Here is a 19027-nt window from a genome sequence, read left to right as displayed (position 1 = left end):
GGACGATCTGAGCTGGCCGGGGTATCTGAAAAGACGCAAGCCGTGATAAAATCGCGACCCGATTGACGAGCGACCCGAGATACCATGCCCAGCTGCGATTTAATGCAACGCTTCCTGTTTGACCAGACCGATATCCGCGGTGAAGTGGTCACCCTTTGCGACAGCTATCAGCAAGTTCTTGAAAACAATCAGAATTTACCCCCCAGGGTACAGTCGTTACTGGGCGAATTTGTTGCCGCAGTGAGCCTGCTATCCAGCACCCTCAAATTCGATGGCATCCTCACGCTGCAGGCGCGGGGCGATGGCCCGTTGCCGCTGATCATGGCGGAATGCAGTCACCACAAGGCCGTTCGTGCCATTGCCGAGGTAGACCCCGAGGCTGATTTTTCCGCGTTTGAAGGCCGGAATCTGCAATCTCTGGTGGGGTCTGGCATGTTGGCGATCATCATTGACCCGGACAAGGGCAGTCGTTACCAGGGCATTGTGCCGCTGGATCACCCGGATCTGAGCACCTGTTTGCAGGGGTATTTTGATCAGTCCGAGCAGTTGCCCACCCGATTCTGGCTCACCAGTGATGACAAGGCCGCCACCGGCCTGATGTTGCAGGCTCTGCCGCAACAGGTCGCCAGTGCCGATGAGAACCGCGATCAGTGGGAAACCGTGGTTCAGCTGGCCAACACCATCAAAGATGACGAGCTGCTGACACTGGAGCACACCGAAGTACTCTACCGACTGTTCCACGAAGAGAAGGTGCGCCTGTTTGATCCCGTCGCCGTGCGTTTCGAGTGCAGCTGTTCCCGGGAAAGATCCGCCAACGCCCTGAAATCTCTGGGCCGCAGCGAAGTGGAAGCGCTGTTGGCAGAGCAGGATCTCATCAGTATCGATTGCCATTTCTGCAACCAGACCTATGCGTTTGGCACGCAAGACATCGATGATATCTTCGGAAGTGAACAACATTCGCTGCATTGATTAAAAAAGCGGCAGAATGGGATCGATTCGCATATTGTTTTCTGACATAATGGCGCCCCCAAAATTCTAACTATCTCCTGGGCAACGTATCCGGGAGGAGAAAATACTGACTATGACTGCCCTGTGCGGAGGTTTGGCTCTCGGCCAAGCCTCCGCACTTTTAGGGGTTAACAGGCCACAAAGCTGACAGGACTATTAAAGAAATGACACAGATTGATGATGCGGCTCCGACCGTTTACACCGACCTTACGACTGCCGAACTGGTCGAGCAGGCACTGAAGCGTGGTGAGGGTTATCTTTCTCACACTGGTGCTCTGGTTTGCGAAACCGGCGAGCGTACCGGTCGTTCACCTGCTGATCGCTTCACTGTTGATGAGCCTTCCACTTCTGAAAGTATCGATTGGGGCTCAGTAAACCGTCCTTTCGCTGCCGACAAATTTGACGCTCTGTGGAGCCGTGTTGAAGAGCACCTGTCCACAGTAGATACTTTTGTGTCTCACCTGCACGTGGCTGAAGACCCCGAGCACTACCTGCCGGTTAAGGTTACCACCGAGACTGCCTGGAACAACCTGTTCGGTCGCAACATGTTCATCCGCACCGACAACTACAATCCAAAAGGCAAGGAAGAGTGGACCATTCAGCACGCGGCCAACTTCGTTTGTGACCCTGAGCGCGATGGCACCAACTCTGAAGTGGCTGTGATTGTGAACTTCGCTCAGCGCAAAGTACTGCTGGCTGGCGCTCGTTACGCGGGCGAAATGAAGAAAGCCATGTTCTCTGTACAGAACTTCCTGTTGCCTGAAAAAGACGTTATGCCTATGCACTGCTCGGCCAACGTTGGTAAAGACGGCGATACCTGCCTGTTCTTCGGCCTGTCCGGTACGGGTAAAACCACCCTGTCTGCTGACCCCGAGCGTTTCCTGATTGGTGATGACGAGCACGGTTGGGCCAAGGGCGCTGTATTCAATATGGAAGGCGGCTGCTACGCCAAGACCATCGACCTGTCTCAAAAGAACGAGCCAGTGATCTGGGATGCCATCAAGTTCGGTGCCATTGTTGAGAACGTTGTTCACAACGACAAGCGCGAGCCAGACTACTCTGACACCAGCCTGAGTGAGAACGGCCGTTGTTCTTACCCTCTGGAGCACGTTGAAATGCGCGTTCTGGAAAACCGTGCCGGTGAGCCGAAGAATGTTATCTTCCTGACCTGTGATGTAACCGGTGTTCTGCCTCCTGTTTCTATCCTGTCCAAAGAAGCCGCGGCTTATCACTTCCTGTCTGGCTACACCGCTCGCGTTGGTTCTACTGAAGTCGGCGCCGAGGCCGGTATCAACCCGACTTTCTCCACCTGTTTTGGTGCTCCTTTTATGCCACGTCCTGCTCGCGAGTACGCCGAGCTGCTGATGAAGCGCATTGAAGACTTCGGTTCCAACGTCTACCTGGTGAATACCGGTTGGACTGGCGGTTCCGGTGGTGCTGGTGGTGCGGGTTCACGTTTCCCGATTCCTGTGACCCGTGCTGTGGTAGCTGCGTGTCAGAACGGTTCTCTGGAAGGCGTTGCCACTGAGACTCTGGACGTCATGAACCTTCAGGTTCCTGTTGAGGTTCCAGGTGTTGATGCCAGCTACCTGAACCCACGCAATGCCTGGTCTGATCAGGCTGCTTACGATGAAGCTGCTGCCAAACTGGCGGGCTTGTTCGCTGAAAACATCAAGAAATTCAACGTCAGTGCCGACGTTGAAGCAGCGGGTCCTAAAGCGTAATGCTGAAGTGATTTGCAGTGTTTGATGTGAAAAAGGCCGCGATAAGCGGCCTTTTTTGTGCCCGCTTGTTCTGTGTTTTCTGTCACACAAGTGGCGCATTAATCATTTTTAGTTTACATTTGCCTCCCCAAAAATCCGGTTTTCGCTTTGGCTCAGCTTGGTATTACTCCCTGTCTGTTATCGGTTGAATCGCCGCGAAAAGGTCATCGGCTCCGGTCGATGTGGAAACGCTGTCGCGGGAGTGACAGATAACACCCAATGACCGCAAGGTTAGACAAGGAAAGGTAATTAAATATGCGTAAACACTTGGTGGTGCTTTTGACGGCCGCAGCTTCTTTTTCGGCGACAGATGCGCTGGCTCTTAACAGCCACGATCAGCAGCTGATCGATTCCATGACGCTGGGTAGTGCAGGCAGCCTGCGCAATGCAGCGAAGTCCATTTACCGGGGCAGCAGCCGGGATGAGCTGGTGCTGGATACCCTGGCGGAAAAAACCCTGCAACTGTCTCCTTCGGCAAACGATAATACCTCTGTCGATGCTATTTCGTGGGGCTGTAAGGCTCTGGGCCAGTCGGGCAACAAGCGTTACTACACAGCATTGATGACGATGGCTCAGGACGACAGCGTGCATCGCAAAGCTCGTAAATACTGTAAAAAATCCGCGAACCAGCTGGGGCGTGCAGAAGGTGAGCAGTATCAGCGAGGCGATTCCAAACTGAAAAAACAGGCGTCTGTGTCCAGACCAGCCAAGCCAAAACCCAAGCCTAAGACTGCCAGCGGAAATAATCAGCCGATCACTGCGGTTACCAACGGTATGGGTATGTCTGAGGTTTACGCCCTGATCGGTACACCCACCAGTACTTATACCCATCAAACCGGTAAGGCCTGGATCCCGTTTAATTTCAAAGGTGGCGATCTGGCGCGCACGGTGGCGCTTTATCAGGGACAGGGGCGTGTTGTGTTCAGCAATACCAATCGCTATAGCGGTCAAATGGTGGTGCTGGAAGTGATCGTTGATCCAAACGAATCCGGTTATCAGTAAGCTTTTTTTGATCGCCGCGCATCAATCAACAGCGTTTGCCACTGTGGACGATTCAATTTTCAATGAGGCATCAGTCGTTCAGGTTGTTGTCTCATAAAGAATGTTGAATTGTCCGCTGCTGACCAGCAGCTGATCTTGCTTCAGCGTGAAGGTGCAGCTGGCGGCCTGAGGCTGTTGCGCCTGTAAAGTGACTTCAATCTGGCAGGGCTGAAGCTCGTTGATCTGCGGCCGATAACACACCATTTCCCTGACACCAATGATCATGGCTTTGCCAAACGCCTTTGGACTTTGCTGTGACCGTTCGCGCAGTGACAGTAAACCGTGAAAGGCCAGCGCCTGAGCGGCGTATTCCAGTGCGGCCCAGGATGGCAGTTGCCCGCCGCGGTTGAGAGGCTGGAGATGGTCGGGGTTGGCAAGGCAAGTGATTCCCTGTGTATCACAGGTCAAGACTTGTTGCAGCAGGCACATGCGCCCGGAGTGAGGCAGGTGTTGATAGAGGTCGGTGACTTCTCTGGATGTCTGTATGTCGCAGCTATCAACGGTTTCCGCTGATTTGCCGGGGGAGGCCGGGGGTACGTATTTCGGTTCTGTTACAGTATAATTCAGCACCCCTTTGACCACCGGACTGCCTTTTTCTGTGCCGATAAATCGGTATTCAGCGGGATTTTTTTGCTGATATCGGACATCCAGTTGTTGGCCGGGCTCCAGCGGGGCAATAAAGCGAATTTGTTTTGCAGCATTGATGTCCAGATCGGTTGCCTGAGCTAACCGGTACGTGATTTCATCCAACAAAAGCGCGGCAGGCACCACAGGCATGCCGGGAAAATGCCCGGGTATGGCCGGATGCGTCGTTGAAATCGAAATTGGAATCATCAAGGGTATTTGCATGTTGCTCTGTTGTGTTGATTGGGATTCTCGGGTTGGGGCGATGTGGCGGGGAGTTCTCTAAAAGGATCATTATGCGTGTTGGCCGCCGCTTAAGGAATAGTTGTCAATTATGAAAAAAGTATTGGTCGTTCACTATTCCCAAAGTGGGCAGCTTAGCGACATTGCCAGACATTTTACACAGCCATTGGTAGACGATGAGAATGTCTCGGTGGTGTTTGAAAATGTGTGCCCGCAAAAGCCCTATCCTTTTCCCTGGCCATTTTTTCAGTTTCTCGATACTTTTCCGAATTCGGTGTATCTGGATCCGCCGACGATTGAGCCTCTCACGGTATCTGCGGACGAAGATTTTGATTTGATCATCATCGCTTACCAGGTGTGGTTTTTGTCTCCATCCTTGCCGATGACTGGGTTTATGCAAAGTTCGGCAGCGAAAAAACTGTTGAAGGATAAGCCGGTGGTGACCTTGATTGGCTGTCGCAATATGTGGCTGCTGGCGCAGGAAGAAATGAAAAAAATGATCGCCGGACTGGGTGGGCGACTGGTGGGTAATGTGGCACTGGTGGATGAAGCCGGGAGCATCGGCAGCTTTTGGGCCACACCCGTGTGGGTTCTCACCGGGAAAAAGGGTCCGCACCTTGGTGGATTGATTCCCAGGGCCGGAGTCTCTGAAGAGAACATCAAACGCTGTGATCGTTTTGGTGCCCGCATTGTTCAGTGGTTTGATGAGGGCCGTGAACTGAATGGCGATCTGTTGAAGAACCTGGGCGCAGTACAGATCGAAGAGTCATTGATTGCCAGTGAGAAAACGGGTCGTCGTGCGTTCCGTTTGTGGGGACGATTGTTCCGTGCACTGGGACCGGAAGGTGCACGGCTTCGTCGATGTTTACTGGCGGTCTATGCCGTTTTTCTGGTGGTGCTGATTGTCACTGTTGTGCCGCTGAATATGTTGTTGAATAAATTATTGGCTCCGCTCATGCGAGAACGCATCGACGCTCAGAAAGCCTACTTTGCCGAACCGTCGGGTTCTGCATCTGAAGTCGCGGATGAAAAGATCATGCGGGTTCAGAGTACTGAATATAGTTAGATTGTCTTTTATGAATTCTGTATACATTAGTGATATTGCTGTTCTGCTGCCCAATGCGCCGGTGGAGAACGACAACATGGAGCGGGTGCTGGGTCAGATTGGGGCTCGTCCTTCCCGTGCCCGCCGTTTGATTTTACGCAGCAATGGTATTCGCACCCGCTATTACGCCATTGATCCGCAAACCGGCGAGGCGACTCACAACAACGCGCAGTTAACAGCGGCGGCGGTGAAGGGGCTCGAAAAAAATGGTTTTACGCTGGATCAGATGGACTGCCTGGTGTGCGGCACCAGCATGCCCGACCAGGTGATGCCCAATCATGCTGTAATGGTGCATGGCGAACTGGCCTCATCCAGTTGCGAAGTGGTGGCCACTGCGGGGGTTTGTGTTGCCGGCATGACCGCCCTGAAGTATGCCTGGATGGGTGTTGCCAGTGGTCAGTACCAAAACGCGGTAGCGACAGGATCCGAAGTGGCGTCTGCGGTGTTGCGCAGTCACCTGTATGAGAAAGAAGTGGATGCAAAAGTGGAAGCGTTGCAAAGCCATCCGGAAATTGCCTTCGAAAAAGATTTTTTGCGCTGGATGTTATCCGATGGAGCGGGTGCCATTCGTCTGCAGCCCAAACCGGCTGACAGCGGATTATCCCTGCGCATTGACTGGATCTTTCAGCGATCCTATGCCAACGAGCTGGACGCGTGCATGTACAGTGGGGCGCAAAAGGCAGAGGATGGCCGCCTGATCAGCTGGAAAGAATCTTCTCCGGAAACCTGGTTGTCGGACTCGGTGTTTGCGATCAAGCAGGACGTGAAGCAGTTGAATGAAAATATCATTCACTACACGGTCGAGAAGCCTCTGGTCGAACTGATTGAAGACAAGCAATTGCTCAGTTCGGATGTGGATTTCTTTTTGCCTCATTACTCGTCAGAATTTTTCCGCGACAAATTGGCTGCCGCACTCAAGCTGTTGGACTTTGACATTCCGTTCGAGCGCTGGGCTACCAATTTGACCACGAAAGGCAATACGGGCTCAGCCTCCATTTACATCATGCTTGAAGAACTGTTCCGTTCGGGCCGTTTGCAACCTGGCCATAAAATTCTGTGCTACGTACCGGAAAGTGGTCGTTTCTCATCGTCGTTTATGATGCTGACGGTGTGTGGCAGTCAGGGATGAATAGTCAGGGATGATATGAAAAAAGACGATGTGCCTCAGGATCAATCCCGGTCGTTGGCCGGGCAGCGAAAACCGCTGTACGTTCTCGACGAAAACGGTCGCTACACCACCGAACTGTCCAGTGGCTGGGATGCGGAAGAGGTTGTCTTGCATCAGGCGCTGGAGCAATTTCAGCAACAGGCCGAAGATGCACGCCGTCGAGCAGAGGCCGGTCAGAGCTCTCCGCTGGAGTATCACATGTACACCAAACGCATGGACGCCACGGTGCTGGCGCAAAGCATGGGCTTGTTTAAATGGCAGGTGAAGAGACACTTCAAGCCCGCAGTCTTTTGTCGTTTGTCGTCTGACAAGTTGTCCCGCTACGCGTATGTGCTGGGCTTGTCTGTCGAAGCGTTACAACAGCTCCCCGCTGTTGGGGTTGATGCCGATGAATAACCTGGTCTTCCACCATCAACAAACCGCACACTGCGAAAGTGGTACTGCGGCTGCTTTGCTCCGACACGCTGGACTGGACCTGTCGGAACCCATGGTGTTTGGTTTGTCCGGTGCCTTGACGTTCGCCTACCTCCCTCTGCTTAAAGTGGGTGGTATGCCATTGATGGCTTATCGTCTGCCGCCCGGGCGAGTCATCAGAGGCCTGACTTCACGTCTTAATATCGACATGGCCTACGAGCGCTTTCGACACCCGGAGCAGGGGATGGCGGCGTTGAATACCCATCTGGATGAGGGTCGGCCTGTCGGTCTTCAGACGTCGGTTTTCTGGTTGCCGTATTTTCCTGAAGACATGCGCTTTCATTTTAATGCGCACAATCTGGTGGTCTACGGACGTGACGACGATCGCTATCTCATCAGTGATCCTACGTTTGAGCAGCCCGTGGAAGCGGATTATGAATCCCTGCAGCATGCCCGTTTTGTCAAAGGCATGTTGGCTCCGAAAGGCTTGCTGTATTACCCGAAAAATATTCCCGCCAATCCGGATTTACGGGGCGCCATTACCAAAGCGATTCGTGGCAACGTCAATATGATGCTGCGCACACCCTTGCCGATCATTGGCGTTCGCGGTATTCGCTTTGTCGCCAGGCGTATTCGTCAACTGGGCAACGATAAAGACCAGGCTTTCGGAAAGCTGTTTATCGGTCACATGGTGCGTATGCAGGAAGAGATTGGAACCGGTGGGGCGGGTTTTCGATTTTTATACGCCTCCTTTTTACAGGAGTCCGCCACCATTCTGAATAACTCTGCGTTGGCCGATGTCTCGTTGCTGTTTACGGATATCGGTGACGAGTGGCGACGCTTTGCGCTCTATGCCGCGAAAATGTTGAAAGGCCGTATGCCCCTGGACTATGGCAAACTGGCCGATCAGTTGTTGGTGGTTGCGGATCAGGAAGAGCAGGGCTATCGCAAACTAAGTGAAGCCATTTCCGGTTAGCAGACAACTCGCGGTTCAGGTTTTTCTGACGCGGATAATGTGAAAGCGCTGATCTTCATCGCGATGTACCGTTATCAATGTGGCCGGTGTCGCTGTTCCCGGTGACGGGTTCTGAACAAAGTGCGAAAGGACACCCGCAGTCAGCGCCGGTGAATAACGCATATCGAGATTCATTGCGGTCAAATACGATGGCCAGGCGGTTATCAATGTGTCTGGCGTGTTGCTGGCTGTGGCCGATGAATAATGGATAAAGCCGTTTCTGCGAATGTCTTCCGGTATGGCCGTCAGCCAGTCGATCAAGTCGCGTTCACTGCCGAGCGTTTTCACCTCTTCAATCACCGACAGGCAATTTGTTTTTTCTGATTTCTTGTTGCTCTCTGTAGAGCGACGCAGCAAAAGCCAGTGGCTGGCTTCGGCCAGCGGTGTCGATGAATCAACACCGAGTCGTTGACGATGATCGGACAGGGGGGAGGGCATTTCGTCAACAATCCCCACCAGAATCTGATCGGCTGTCTGACATTGCAGATCCAGTTGAGCCATTTGCAGGACGGCTTCGGTCGAGGCGTCCGCACGCGAAATAAACAGGTTTTTCCCTTCCAAAGCCAGATTTCTGCCCACGTAGTAACCCGCAGAATTACTGAGCGTATTGATAAAGTGAGCGGGTTTGGGGATTTGCCCGTGCTTTATCATCTGTGTCTGGACATTGATGGTGTTGCTAATGGCGGCAAAGCGCGATCCAATATAAAGACCGGTCTCTGGCGCGAGGGAGATACCTTCGACACATCGGCTCGATCCGATCAGGCAGAGTTGAGTGAAGCGATCAATACGGCGAAAGCGCTGTCGGCAGGCTTGTTTCACTTCCTGTTTTAAGTCAGCGGCCTCGGTGGTGTCGTCTACGGGAGCGTAATAATCGCCGACGGCAACAATGTCCAGCATCAGTGTTCTGCCCCCGACTGTAAAATCAAACTGCAATTGTTCCCGCCAAAGCCAAAGAAGTTCAGCATATAATGGCCGGGCAAAGCATCTTCGGTGTGTTGCAGAGGCGTGACCCCCAGTGTTGGATCTCTGTCTGTGAAGCCGGCACTGATTGGCAACTGGCCCCGCTCAAGACAGCCGGCCATCAGTACTGTTTCCAGTACACCACAGCTGCCCAGGGTATGACCGATGTAGGACTTGAGGGAAAAAAACGGCGGCACAGAGTCAAACACTCTTCGCATACCGGCGGCTTCCCCGTCGTCATTCAGGGGGCTGGCGGTGCCGTGTGCTTTGACCGCGGCAATGTCCGCCGGTTTTAGTCCACAGGCTTCCAATGCTTCCTGCATCACGGCGGCAATGGAAGAACCGTCCGGGTTGGAGGCTGAAATGGAGTGGCTGTCGCAACCACTGGCGCCGCCCTTGAACAGAATGCCTGTTTCTCCCGCTGAAGTAGCCTTCAGCAAAATACAGGCACAGCCTTCGCCAAGGACCAGCCCGCTGCGGTTTTGATCAAAGGGCTTCATGGCCTCACCACTGAGCAGTTGCATGCCGAAAAAACCGGACAGTGTGGTGGCGTTAAAGGTTTCCAGGCCGAGGACCAGAGCGTATTCATGGTGGCCCTGGGCGATGCTGTTGGCCGCACTAAGCAGAGCGTTGGCGCCGGCAGTGCACGCCGTGTTGAATGTGTAATCGGGACCGTTAAGACCGTGTTGCCGACGCAGGTGTCTGGCGATAAGAGTAAAGCCATCCAGTGGCAGCGGTTGCGCGGGGGTGCCGGAGTGTTCTTCCCGGCCAAGTGCCTGTCGGTACAGGTCTTCACCGATGCCGATACCATAAGACGATGAGCCGATAAAAATGGGCAGGCTTCGCCGCTGTTCCGGCATCAGCTCAATGCCGGCCAATGTCTCTTCGAGCGTTTGGTCTATCAGTGCTTTAAAACGTTCAGTGGCGTCTTCACCAGCTGAGCTGTCTGTAGCCAAAAAAGCGGCGTCTACCGGCTCATTAAAACCTTCCAGTGTGCGCAGTGAAAAGTTTCCCTTGCCGGTTGTTAACGCGTCGAGATTCGTCGCCAGACCAGCACCGAGAGTGCTGACGATACCGCATCCTGCAATTCTGGTTCTGGCTGTCATGGTTGTTATCCGGCAAGAATAAAGTCAGCAAGGGCATCAACCGAGGCGAGCGCCATGCGCGTTTCGTTACCGCTGTCGATGTGCTTGCCGTAACGGCTTTTGACTTCCAGAGAAATGCTCAGGGCATCCAGAGAGTCCAGGTCGAGACGGCTCTCTTCACCGATCAGGCGCTCGTGATTTTCAATTTCGTGGCTTTCCAGATCGACATCGCACTCCTCGACAATGAGTTGCTTCAGCTCGTCCATCAGTTGTTCTTTATTTGAGTTGTCCGTCATTGTCTGGGCCTGTGATAAACATCAGTAAAATATGTGGTGGCAGATAATGGTTCAGTGGGCTTGCCGGCGTCGGGCAACCCAGGCCGATCCGATCAGCATAGCCAGGGCGAAACCCAGCAGTGCTCCGGCTTCTGGGAGAACATCATTCAGGGTGCCATTGCGCAACAGAATATCAAAAAAACCGTCCAGACCCCACGCCATGGGCGAGGCTTCGCTCAGGGTTTGCATGACCGGTGGCATGATAAAACGAGGCACCATGACTCCACCAATGGCCGCCATAATGATATTGCAAATACCGGAAAAAATAGTGGCCTGTTCAATGGTGTTCGCTACTTCGGCCACCAGCAGGGCATAGGCTACAGCTGCCAGGCTGGCGCAGATGGATATGAGGGCAAGCCCCGAATAACTGTTCCCCAGATGCAGTTGATCGCCACCCAGTGCCGGTACCAGATAGACGCCGATCAACAGCATAATTACAACCTGTAACAGGTTGATGCCAAAATAGGGAATCAACTTGCCGAGCAGCATTAAGTGGCGCGGGAATTCCATGGTCCGCAAGCGATCGAGAGTGCCCTGCTGACGTTCATTGATGAGCGTTGTCGACAGCGGGATGGCGATAAAGAACATGGCGAACAGCATCCAGGCGGGAACGTTTTGCTGCACGGAAGAGGGTTGCAGATTGCCGGAGCCGTAGAGCGAACGGGTTTGAATAAAGTCACCACTTTTGATGTTGTCGGCAAGTTCCGGGTCGTCGAAAGAGTCGCTCAAGGCGTTGGCCAAAAACAGTTCATTGAGCTTTTGTTGTAACTGTGACTCCACCAGTTGCGCCAGTACCGGCGTGACGCCTGGGGCGCTTTCCAGGTTCAGCGACTCGCGGTTGTCCGCCAGCTTCTGATCAAACCCCGGCGGGATGATAATCAGAAACTTGGCGTGATCACTGGCCACCTTCGCGCGAATCTCTGCTTCACCCTGGTCGCTGTGCAGGCGATTGAAGTTGTTCAGTTGTTCGATCTGCTCGGCAAGTTTTTGGCTGGCGGAACCGGTGTCGTAATTCAGCAGGTAGTAATCAATGTCGATGCTCTGATTGCTTGCGTACTGGTTTTGCAGGGCGAAGGTCATGATCAGAATAAACAGCGCCGGCATGGCAAACAAAAGCAATAGCCCGTGCAAATCCCGTTTCAAGAGACGCAATTCTTTTAAAACAAAATGCAGCAGTTGATTCATGGTCAGTCCCGCAGTGCGCGATGGGTTAAATTCAGGAACAGCTCTTCGAGATTGTCAGAGCCATAACGCAGGCGGTGAATGTCTACGGACGCTTGCTGCAGTGTCGTCATAACGCTGTATATATCGTCGCCCTGGGAGAAGGGTAATACCAGTTCAAGGCTGTGTTCGTCATAAACCGTTGCCGGTGTCAGCACTGCGCGCTGTTCGAGTGTTAACGGTTTGCTGAGTTCGATAAACAGGGTGTTGTGTCGCTGAGCTTCCAGCAACTGAGTTAACGGCCCCTGTATCAGTACTTTGCCGTGATCCATAATGGCGATGTCGGTACACAGGTTTTCTATTTCTTCCATGTAGTGGGAGGTGTACACCACGGTTGTGCCGTTTTGATTGAGTTGATTGATGGCTTCCAGAATGAAGTGGCGGGAATGGGGGTCAATGCCTACCGTCGGTTCGTCCAGCAGTAACAGGCTGGGCTGGTTTAGCAAACCAATCGCCAGATTGAGGCGTCGCTTCAAGCCACCGGACAAGGTTTCTGCCCGGTCTTTGAGGCGATTCGAGAGGCCGGTGACGGCCGCGATTTCATCGATACGTTGTCGGATCTGGTTTTTCTTCAGTCCCAGCGCCGAGGCGAAGAATGTCAGGTTTTCCTGAACGGACAGGCGAAAATAAAAAGCGTACTCCTGCGGCACCAGCGCAATATCCGATTTGTGCAGCGACTTGATTTTGCTGATGTCGTGCCCGTTTATCTTGACCGCTCCTTCGGGGCAGGGAAGCAAACCGCTGACAATGGACAGCAGGGTGGTTTTACCGGCACCGTTAGGGCCGAGCAAACCAAACAGGCTGCCCTTGGGGACATCCAGGTCTATGTGATTGAGTGACGCCGCTGTCGCCCCCTGATATTGGTAATGTAATTGATGAATAGAAATCACGTGGTCCAGACCTGGTTAAGCAAGCAGTTTTGCCACTGCGGATATGGCTCTTGGGGGAGAAATTTACCACACCTGTTGCCAAACTCGCCCCTGGCATCATCCGGCATTACAGTAAAAACGGGATCAGCATTTTGTTGGATTGTTGATAGTGCTGATACTCTTCACCGAAAAATTGCCGGTTTTCTTTTTCCTCAACCAGAATGGTGCAGATCAGAAACAGACTGACTTCCAGCGCAATGGCGGCGCCCAGCAGCGAGGGTTGCTGAAAAAACAGTCCCCAGCACAGCAGTAACAATGAGGTATACATGGGGTGACGCACATATCGGTAAACGCCATCGGTGACCAGCTGCAAGGTGTTTTCAAACGTGAAGTTTTCCGGTGTGTCCTGGCGCTCTTTCTGTCCGACTTGAGTCAGTTGTCGCAGTGAAATAATAACCACCGCCAGCGAGCTGAGCATCAAGGCACCTGACAACAGGCGCAACGGACTGAACAGATCGCGGCCATCGAACTGTATGTTAAGCAGTGCCAAAGCCAGAATGCCCAGGAAGGCAAAAAAACGGTAAAAGCCGTGGCAGCGAGGATTCAGCAGCTGATGTCGGCAGACGATGACCAGCAGGCAGCTGACGATCAGGAAAATAAAAATTTGCGGTGTCATAGGGGGGCGTGTTGGTTGTAGGTTATGTGGTGAACGGCGGATTGAATGGCAGCCATCCGAGCCCAGGCCGGGCATTATACAGGTTCGCGTGCTGGTAATGACAGGTAAAACATGGGGGCTGGGGATTGAAAGAAATTTCCCAGCCTTTATTATTCCGCACCGGAAAACACCGGGGACAGTGATGGTCTCTGTGGCAACTTCCTATGAACATACGCTGCATGGGCAGGTGTCAGGAAACACAATGAAGGAACCGAACAAGTGACCGAGGCAATGGCAAGGACGATGGCAGTGAGCGAGAGCAGCAAAGCAGGATTGCCGGACCCCTGTGCGCCCGTTTGGCCAGAGGTGACGCTGCCGAAAGCCTGGCTCGATGATGTCAACATGCTCAGTCGCGATGGGTTTGATCGTTTTTGGCGACGTATTTTTTCCAAAAAGAAGCCTCCGGCCAAGTTGCCTGAAGGCATGTATGGCGCCGACTGTGTTCCCAGGTACGCGCTTCAGGATTTTCACAACCTGCCCAACGGGGTCTATTCCCTGCGACTGAGTCGCGGCTACATCACCGGTTTTGACATCAGCATGTTGGGGCATCTTGAGCGGGGCCGAGGCTGGATCGCGAACTCCTTGGGAGCCGGTAACAGCTTTCTGGACGTAGGCTGTGGCGGCGGTAAAACCGCGGCGGCCATAGCCCGGTCCGGCGCCACTGATGTCTGGGGGCTGGATCCGAGCCCCTATCTGCTCAAGCATGCGGCGGCCGATCACCCCGGGGTTCGCTTTATTCAGGGTGTGGTGGAGGATTTACCGTTCTGCGATCAGCGGTTCGATGGCGTTGCCGCCTGTTTTCTCTTCCATGAGGTGCCGCCCCGCTATATCCAGCAGGCGCTGCAGGAAATTGCCCGGGTATTAAAGCCCGGCGGTCGGCTGGTCATTATGGAGCCCTCAGCAGAGCAGTATTATGCGGGCTGGTGGCCGATGGTCAGACGCTACGGGCTGTTCGGGATCTACTTCAAATGGTTGGCCGGCTTTGTCTACGAGCCGTTTATCAACAGTTGGCACCAGTTTGACCTCAAGCAAGGCCTGTCGCAGGTGGGAATGGAGCTGGTTGAGGACGAAATGGGCATGCCCATGCGCAACATAGTGGCGATCAAATCCACTTAGCGCCGGACTTCAAATCAATCCGAATTGCGCTGGCGCATCCAGCTTTCCAGTATCAGCCGGGCGGCAATGGAGTCGATGGGCGCCTGAGCGAAATTGCCTCTATGGCCTCGCTCGGCGGCTTCTTCCTTGGCGGCAAAGGTGCTGAGCCGCTCATCCACCATTTCCACCTGAACGCCAAAGCGGCCGTGCACACGCTTGCCGAATTTGCGGGCGCGGGTGCTCAGTTCGCTCTCGCTGTCGTCCATATTCAGGGGCAGTCCCACCAGGACGAGATCCGGCTTCCAGTCTCCCAGCAGTTTTTCCACTTCTTCCCAATTGGGAACGCCATCGCGGGCCTTGAGCGGAGGAAGTTCCGTGCAGGAGTGAGTCAGGGTTTGACCGCTGGCAACACCAATGTTCTGGGTGCCGTAGTCAAAGGCCAGTAGGGATATTTGGGGCATGGTGGGCCTAACGGTTGGTGCGGTGTGGGGCTGGCCTGAGTCCGTTGCTGGGCTCAGGCGTGACCGGCAGTACCGGAAATCAGATTCAGGTCTATGCCGAGGTTTTTGGAGGCGGCACTCCAGCGGTGTTCGATGGGGGTATCAAACACGATGCTGCTGTCGGCGGGGATTGTCAGCCAGGCGTTGTCGGCAATCTCGGCCTCCAGTTGCCCTGCGCCCCAGCCAGCGTAGCCCAGGGCAACCAGATATTTCGCTGGCCCCTCGCCGCGGGCGATAGACTCGATAATGTCGCGGGAGGCGGTCAGTGCAATGTCTTTCGAAACCTTCAGGCTGGATTCCCAGCTCTGTTCCGGGCTGTGAAGGATGAAGCCGCGCTCGGGTTGAACCGGTCCACCGCTCAGTACCGGAGTCATCGGGTTGTAACTGTGGGCATCACCGCATTCCAGCTGCTGATAGATATCAGACATGACCAGATCCAGCGGTTGGTTGATCACCAGCCCCATGGCGCCACTCTCACTGTGATCACAGATGTAAGTGATCGTGTGTGAAAAAATGGATTCGTTCAGGCTTGGCATGGCGATCAGGAAGTGATTGCGCAAATCGCCAAGTTGCTGACTTTTGTCTTGTGCGATTGTTTGTTTCATAGGTTCAGTATTGGGGCCTGTCACGGGGAAAACAAGCTTTATTTTGTAAATAAGGGCCCCTGACGACGGCTTTTTAGCGCGGGTTACTGGCGGGATGAGCTGGTGGCGAGGCCGTTCAGCTCGAAATGCCAGGTGCGAATGATCTCAAGTTGGTCGGCATTTTTGCGAATTTCGGTGGGAAATGGCGCGAAAGGGGCCGCCATATGAACAATTTGCAGCGCCGCATTGTCAAGAATGTTATGGCCGGAAGACTGTAGAATCTCCACCGACAGAATGGTGCCGTTGGGGCGCAGAATGGTCGCCAGTCGCAGCTGACCGAAAATGCGCTGTTGCACCGCTTCCTCGGGGAAGTTGCGGTTGCCAACGAATTCGATCTTGCGCACCCAGTCGTTCAGATAGGCGGCGTCGGCCGAGGCCTTGGTGGCGACGGAGGTGATGCGGCGGATACGGGGGCGCTTGGCAATGGCCTGACGCTGGCGATCCAGTTTGGCCTTGAGGCTGGCAATTTCAGCGCTGAGCGGGGTGTCCTGAGCGTCTTTGCCTTCCTGTTTTTCCTGATCTTCCTGATCTGGCGCGGTTTCCTTCTGCTGAACTTTAAAACTGCTGGAGTTCTGAGTGACCACCGGCTGGAGCTTGTCTTTCTGGGTTGGCGTCACCGCTCGCACCTGGGGGGTCGGATTGATCTCCTGAATACGGGTGTCGTTAATCGGAGCCAGCTGGTCAGTGGTCATCTGCCGGGCTTCTTCGCCGGTACCGCTGGCTTCCTGATTGGCCTGAGCCAGGAAATCCGCCTTGTCCGGCGCCTGGTTGCTGGTGTGGGTCGCCAGCGTGATATCCAGAGTGGGGGTCGGCTTGCCGCCGATGTCAGACTGGAATGAGATGCCCAGAATCAACAGTGCGTGCAGCGCCAGCGCCAAAAAAACCGTAAAGCTCAGGCGATCGCCGGTGTCCACCGCTGCGGTGTTCAGCGGCGCATTGATGACAGGAGTGCTGGAGTCGGACAAGGTACTGTATCTCGGTCTGGCCTGTTCTTCGGTCTGGCTTGTGGTATGAGTTATTTTCCGGCCTGGCTTGCCAGTCGTTTCTCGATAGCATCCATGAGCAAACCACCGATATTGGTGTCATAGGCGCGATCGATTTCCCGGGCACAGGTTGGACTGGTGACATTGATTTCTGTCAGATAGTCGCCAATCACATCCAGTCCGACGAAGATCAGCCCTTTTTCCACCAGGCTTTCTGAAACCTGATCAACGATCCACTGGTCGCGCTCGGTCAGGGGTTGTGGCACGCCAGAGCCTCCGGCGGCCAGATTGCCGCGGGTTTCCCCTTTAGCGGGAACCCGTGCCAGGGCGTAGGGCACGGCTTTGCCGTCAATCACCAGGATGCGCTTGTCGCCGGCTTTGATTTCAGGAATGAACTTTTGCGCCATGATCATGTGCTGGCCACGACCGGTCAAGGTTTCCAGAATGACGCCGATATTGGGGTCATCGACTTTACAGCGGAAGATGCCTTCGCCGCCCATGCCATCCAGAGGTTTGAAGATTACATCCTGATGCTGCGCGTGAAAGTCGCGCAGTTGCTGGCTGCTGCGACTGACCAGCACCGGCGGACAGCACTGGGGGAACTGGGTGGCGAAGATCTTCTCGTTGCAGTCACGCAGGCTCTGTGGGCGGTTAACTATCAGGGTGCCGAGACGCTCAGCCGCTTCAAGGATATAAGTGCTGTAAATGAATTCGTTGTCAAACGGCGGATCTTTGCGCATCAGAATGACGTCAAGCTCCCCCAGATCCGTTGTACTGGAGCCTCCCAGTTCGTACCAGTGTTGCTCGTCGGCAAACACTTTCAGCGGACGCATGGTGGCGAACGGATGACCGTTGTCGAGAAACAGATCCTGCTGCTCCATGTAAAAGAGACTGCACCCGCGTTCCTGCGCTGCCAGAAGCAGCCCCAAAGTGGTGTCTTTGATATAAGTGATGCGTTCGATTGGGTCCATAACGACCCCAAGCTTGATTGTCATAGTCTCACTCGCGGGAGGGGGAGGGAAATTCAGCCCAGTAAGGTAAGACCTTCGGGGACGTAAAGCAACTGTAACGTCGAAGTTTGAGACTTGTCCGTCCAGACGCAAACTTTGACGCCAGATGCAAGCGCTTACGTCACGGATTAGAAGAAACAGGCTCTACATTAGTGACTTATAGATTATGGCGAAAGAGTGTGTTAAAAAGTTAGTCCGCTATTGCGCCGACAGGGGATTGGCACAATAGATAAAGTGATAAGAATTTTTAAAAACAGGTTATATAGCAATAACAAAAGACGAAGGTCAGTGTGTATGGACGTGAATCTCGAAAGCTTGAAGGTGATGGTGATAGACGACAGTAAGACCATCCGCCGGACAGCCGAAACTCTTTTGAAAAAAGCCGGTTGTACAGTAGTGACCGCAACCGATGGCTTTGATGCCCTGGCCAAAATTGCTGATACCCGCCCAGATATCATCTTTGTTGACATTATGATGCCGCGTCTGGATGGCTATCAGACCTGTGCTCTGATCAAGAACAACAGTGAATTCAAGTCGACACCGGTAATTATGTTGTCCAGTAAGGATGGCTTGTTTGATAAGGCCAAGGGACGTATTGTCGGCTCGGATGAGTACCTGACCAAGCCGTTCAGCAAGAGCGAGTTGCTGGGTGCGATTGACGCACACGTTTCTGCGAAAAAGGCGTCCTGAGGACGGTCATCACAGATGGCGGTTGGCGCTGCAAGCGCAAACACAGACTACCGAAGTCACGAGTGAATTTGACCCCCGGCCTGTCGGGCCACCGTTGGGGTGAAAATTAAGTTGGGGCGATAATAACAAGCCGCAAGGCTGATATTGACGAAGCATTTTTAGGGGGTTGGTTTTATGGCAAAAGTACTCATCGTTGATGATTCTCCGACAGAAACTTACAAACTTACCAGTATTCTGGAAAAGAATGGCCACTCCGTTATCACGGCAGAAGCCGGAGAGGCGGGTGTGGCGATTGCAAAAAAAGAAACTCCGGATGTGGTGTTGATGGATATTGTGATGCCTGGGCTCAACGGTTTTCAGGCCACGCGTCAGCTGAGCAAGGCATCGGAGACATCTCATATTCCCGTCATTATTGTGACCACCAAAGATCAGGAGACCGATCGGGTGTGGGGTTTGCGTCAGGGCGCCAAAGCGTATTTGACCAAGCCCATCGAAGAAAAAGTCCTGATGGATGTTATCGGTGAGGTTCTGGCTTAAGC

21 protein-coding genes are annotated in these 19027 nt (G+C 53.8%); 10 read left to right on the top strand and 11 right to left on the bottom strand.

Annotated features, from left to right (window positions below; translation table 11 throughout):
* The first annotated feature begins 102 nt into the window (after nt 1-102).
* The 3 genes from hslO (at nt 103) to KOI40_RS01580 (ending at nt 3773) form a co-directional block, all read left to right on the top strand.
* Nucleotides 103-969 carry an Hsp33 family molecular chaperone HslO gene (gene hslO, locus KOI40_RS01590; RefSeq protein ID WP_233709867.1) on the top strand — a complete coding sequence of 289 codons (867 nt, stop codon included), beginning with the start codon at nt 103-105 and terminating at the stop codon, nt 967-969.
* Between the two features lie 203 nt (nt 970-1172).
* Nucleotides 1173-2732, top strand: coding sequence for a phosphoenolpyruvate carboxykinase (locus KOI40_RS01585; RefSeq protein WP_216095686.1), 1560 nt, complete (start codon nt 1173-1175; stop codon nt 2730-2732).
* Between the two features lie 294 nt (nt 2733-3026).
* The gene (locus KOI40_RS01580; RefSeq protein ID WP_216095685.1) at nt 3027-3773 is read left to right on the top strand and encodes a hypothetical protein; all 747 of its coding nucleotides are present in this window, start codon (nt 3027-3029) and stop codon (nt 3771-3773) included.
* 78 nt (nt 3774-3851) lie between these two features.
* Here the strand turns inward: KOI40_RS01580 and KOI40_RS01575 are convergent, their stop codons facing one another.
* Nucleotides 3852-4661, bottom strand: a complete 810-nt coding sequence (locus tag KOI40_RS01575; RefSeq protein ID WP_216095684.1) for an ApeP family dehydratase — start codon at nt 4659-4661, stop codon at nt 3852-3854.
* Nucleotides 4662-4770: 109 nt separating this feature from the next.
* Between KOI40_RS01575 and KOI40_RS01570 the strand changes: the two genes are divergently transcribed.
* From KOI40_RS01570 to darH, 4 genes are read left to right on the top strand one after another with little or no spacing between them, the layout of a single operon-like run.
* Nucleotides 4771-5745, top strand: a complete 975-nt coding sequence (locus KOI40_RS01570; protein ID WP_216095683.1) for a dialkylrecorsinol condensing enzyme — start codon at nt 4771-4773, stop codon at nt 5743-5745.
* Between the two features lie 10 nt (nt 5746-5755).
* Nucleotides 5756-6913: a beta-ketoacyl-ACP synthase III gene (locus tag KOI40_RS01565; RefSeq protein WP_216095682.1), complete on the top strand. Its 1158-nt coding sequence runs from the start codon at nt 5756-5758 to the stop codon at nt 6911-6913.
* A 15-nt stretch (nt 6914-6928) separates the two neighbouring features.
* The gene (locus tag KOI40_RS01560) at nt 6929-7348 is read left to right on the top strand and encodes a DarG family dialkylresorcinol biosynthesis protein (protein ID WP_216095681.1); all 420 of its coding nucleotides are present in this window, start codon (nt 6929-6931) and stop codon (nt 7346-7348) included.
* A complete protein-coding gene (gene darH / locus KOI40_RS01555) occupies nt 7341-8342 on the top strand; it encodes a BtrH-related acyltransferase DarH (RefSeq protein ID WP_216095680.1) in 1002 nt (333 codons plus the stop codon). The genes KOI40_RS01560 and darH overlap by 8 nt, the downstream gene beginning before the upstream one ends.
* A 15-nt stretch (nt 8343-8357) precedes the next feature.
* Here darH and KOI40_RS01550 read toward each other — a convergent pair whose 3' ends face one another.
* The 6 genes from KOI40_RS01550 to KOI40_RS01525 all read right to left on the bottom strand — a co-directional run bounded on the left by KOI40_RS01550 (nt 8358) and on the right by KOI40_RS01525 (nt 13527).
* Nucleotides 8358-9278 carry a beta-ketoacyl synthase N-terminal-like domain-containing protein gene (locus KOI40_RS01550; RefSeq protein WP_216095679.1) on the bottom strand — a complete coding sequence of 307 codons (921 nt, stop codon included), beginning with the start codon at nt 9276-9278 and terminating at the stop codon, nt 8358-8360.
* On the bottom strand, nt 9278-10447 hold the full coding sequence (locus KOI40_RS01545) for a beta-ketoacyl synthase N-terminal-like domain-containing protein (RefSeq protein WP_216095678.1): 1170 nt from the start codon (nt 10445-10447) through the stop codon (nt 9278-9280). The genes KOI40_RS01550 and KOI40_RS01545 overlap by 1 nt, the downstream gene beginning before the upstream one ends.
* A gap of 5 nt (nt 10448-10452) precedes the next feature.
* Nucleotides 10453-10722 carry an acyl carrier protein gene (locus KOI40_RS01540; protein ID WP_216095677.1) on the bottom strand — a complete coding sequence of 90 codons (270 nt, stop codon included), beginning with the start codon at nt 10720-10722 and terminating at the stop codon, nt 10453-10455.
* A 51-nt stretch (nt 10723-10773) separates the two neighbouring features.
* Entirely contained in the window at nt 10774-11946 is a 1173-nt protein-coding gene (locus tag KOI40_RS01535) for an ABC transporter permease (protein ID WP_216095676.1), read from the bottom strand.
* Nucleotides 11947-11948: 2 nt separating this feature from the next.
* On the bottom strand, nt 11949-12872 hold the full coding sequence (locus KOI40_RS01530) for an ABC transporter ATP-binding protein (protein ID WP_216095674.1): 924 nt from the start codon (nt 12870-12872) through the stop codon (nt 11949-11951).
* A gap of 106 nt (nt 12873-12978) precedes the next feature.
* A complete protein-coding gene (locus KOI40_RS01525) occupies nt 12979-13527 on the bottom strand; it encodes a methyltransferase family protein (RefSeq protein ID WP_216095673.1) in 549 nt (182 codons plus the stop codon).
* A gap of 288 nt (nt 13528-13815) precedes the next feature.
* Here KOI40_RS01525 and KOI40_RS01520 point away from each other — a divergent pair, with 288 nt between their 5' ends.
* Nucleotides 13816-14682: a class I SAM-dependent methyltransferase gene (locus KOI40_RS01520; RefSeq protein ID WP_216095672.1), complete on the top strand. Its 867-nt coding sequence runs from the start codon at nt 13816-13818 to the stop codon at nt 14680-14682.
* Nucleotides 14683-14696: 14 nt separating this feature from the next.
* Here the strand turns inward: KOI40_RS01520 and ruvX are convergent, their stop codons facing one another.
* The 4 genes from ruvX to gshB all read right to left on the bottom strand — a co-directional run bounded on the left by ruvX (nt 14697) and on the right by gshB (nt 17783).
* Nucleotides 14697-15122: a Holliday junction resolvase RuvX gene (gene ruvX, locus KOI40_RS01515; protein ID WP_216095671.1), complete on the bottom strand. Its 426-nt coding sequence runs from the start codon at nt 15120-15122 to the stop codon at nt 14697-14699.
* A 53-nt stretch (nt 15123-15175) separates the two neighbouring features.
* The gene (locus KOI40_RS01510) at nt 15176-15766 is read right to left on the bottom strand and encodes a YqgE/AlgH family protein (protein WP_216095670.1); all 591 of its coding nucleotides are present in this window, start codon (nt 15764-15766) and stop codon (nt 15176-15178) included.
* 83 nt (nt 15767-15849) lie between these two features.
* Nucleotides 15850-16770, bottom strand: coding sequence for an energy transducer TonB (locus tag KOI40_RS01505; protein WP_216095669.1), 921 nt, complete (start codon nt 16768-16770; stop codon nt 15850-15852).
* Nucleotides 16771-16820: 50 nt separating this feature from the next.
* Nucleotides 16821-17783, bottom strand: coding sequence for a glutathione synthase (gene gshB, locus KOI40_RS01500; RefSeq protein ID WP_216095668.1), 963 nt, complete (start codon nt 17781-17783; stop codon nt 16821-16823).
* A 309-nt stretch (nt 17784-18092) separates the two neighbouring features.
* Here gshB and pilG point away from each other — a divergent pair, with 309 nt between their 5' ends.
* The gene (pilG, locus tag KOI40_RS01495) at nt 18093-18488 is read left to right on the top strand and encodes a twitching motility response regulator PilG (RefSeq protein WP_216095667.1); all 396 of its coding nucleotides are present in this window, start codon (nt 18093-18095) and stop codon (nt 18486-18488) included.
* 174 nt (nt 18489-18662) lie between these two features.
* Nucleotides 18663-19025: a twitching motility response regulator PilH gene (gene pilH / locus KOI40_RS01490; RefSeq protein ID WP_216095666.1), complete on the top strand. Its 363-nt coding sequence runs from the start codon at nt 18663-18665 to the stop codon at nt 19023-19025.
* Nucleotides 19026-19027 lie beyond the last annotated feature (2 nt).

The organism is Pseudomaricurvus albidus, from assembly GCF_018863235.1.
GTDB lineage: Bacteria > Pseudomonadota > Gammaproteobacteria > Pseudomonadales > Cellvibrionaceae > Pseudomaricurvus > Pseudomaricurvus albidus.
The sequence above is the reverse complement of the archived record's forward strand: the minus strand, read 5'-3'. Positions and strand labels throughout refer to the sequence as shown.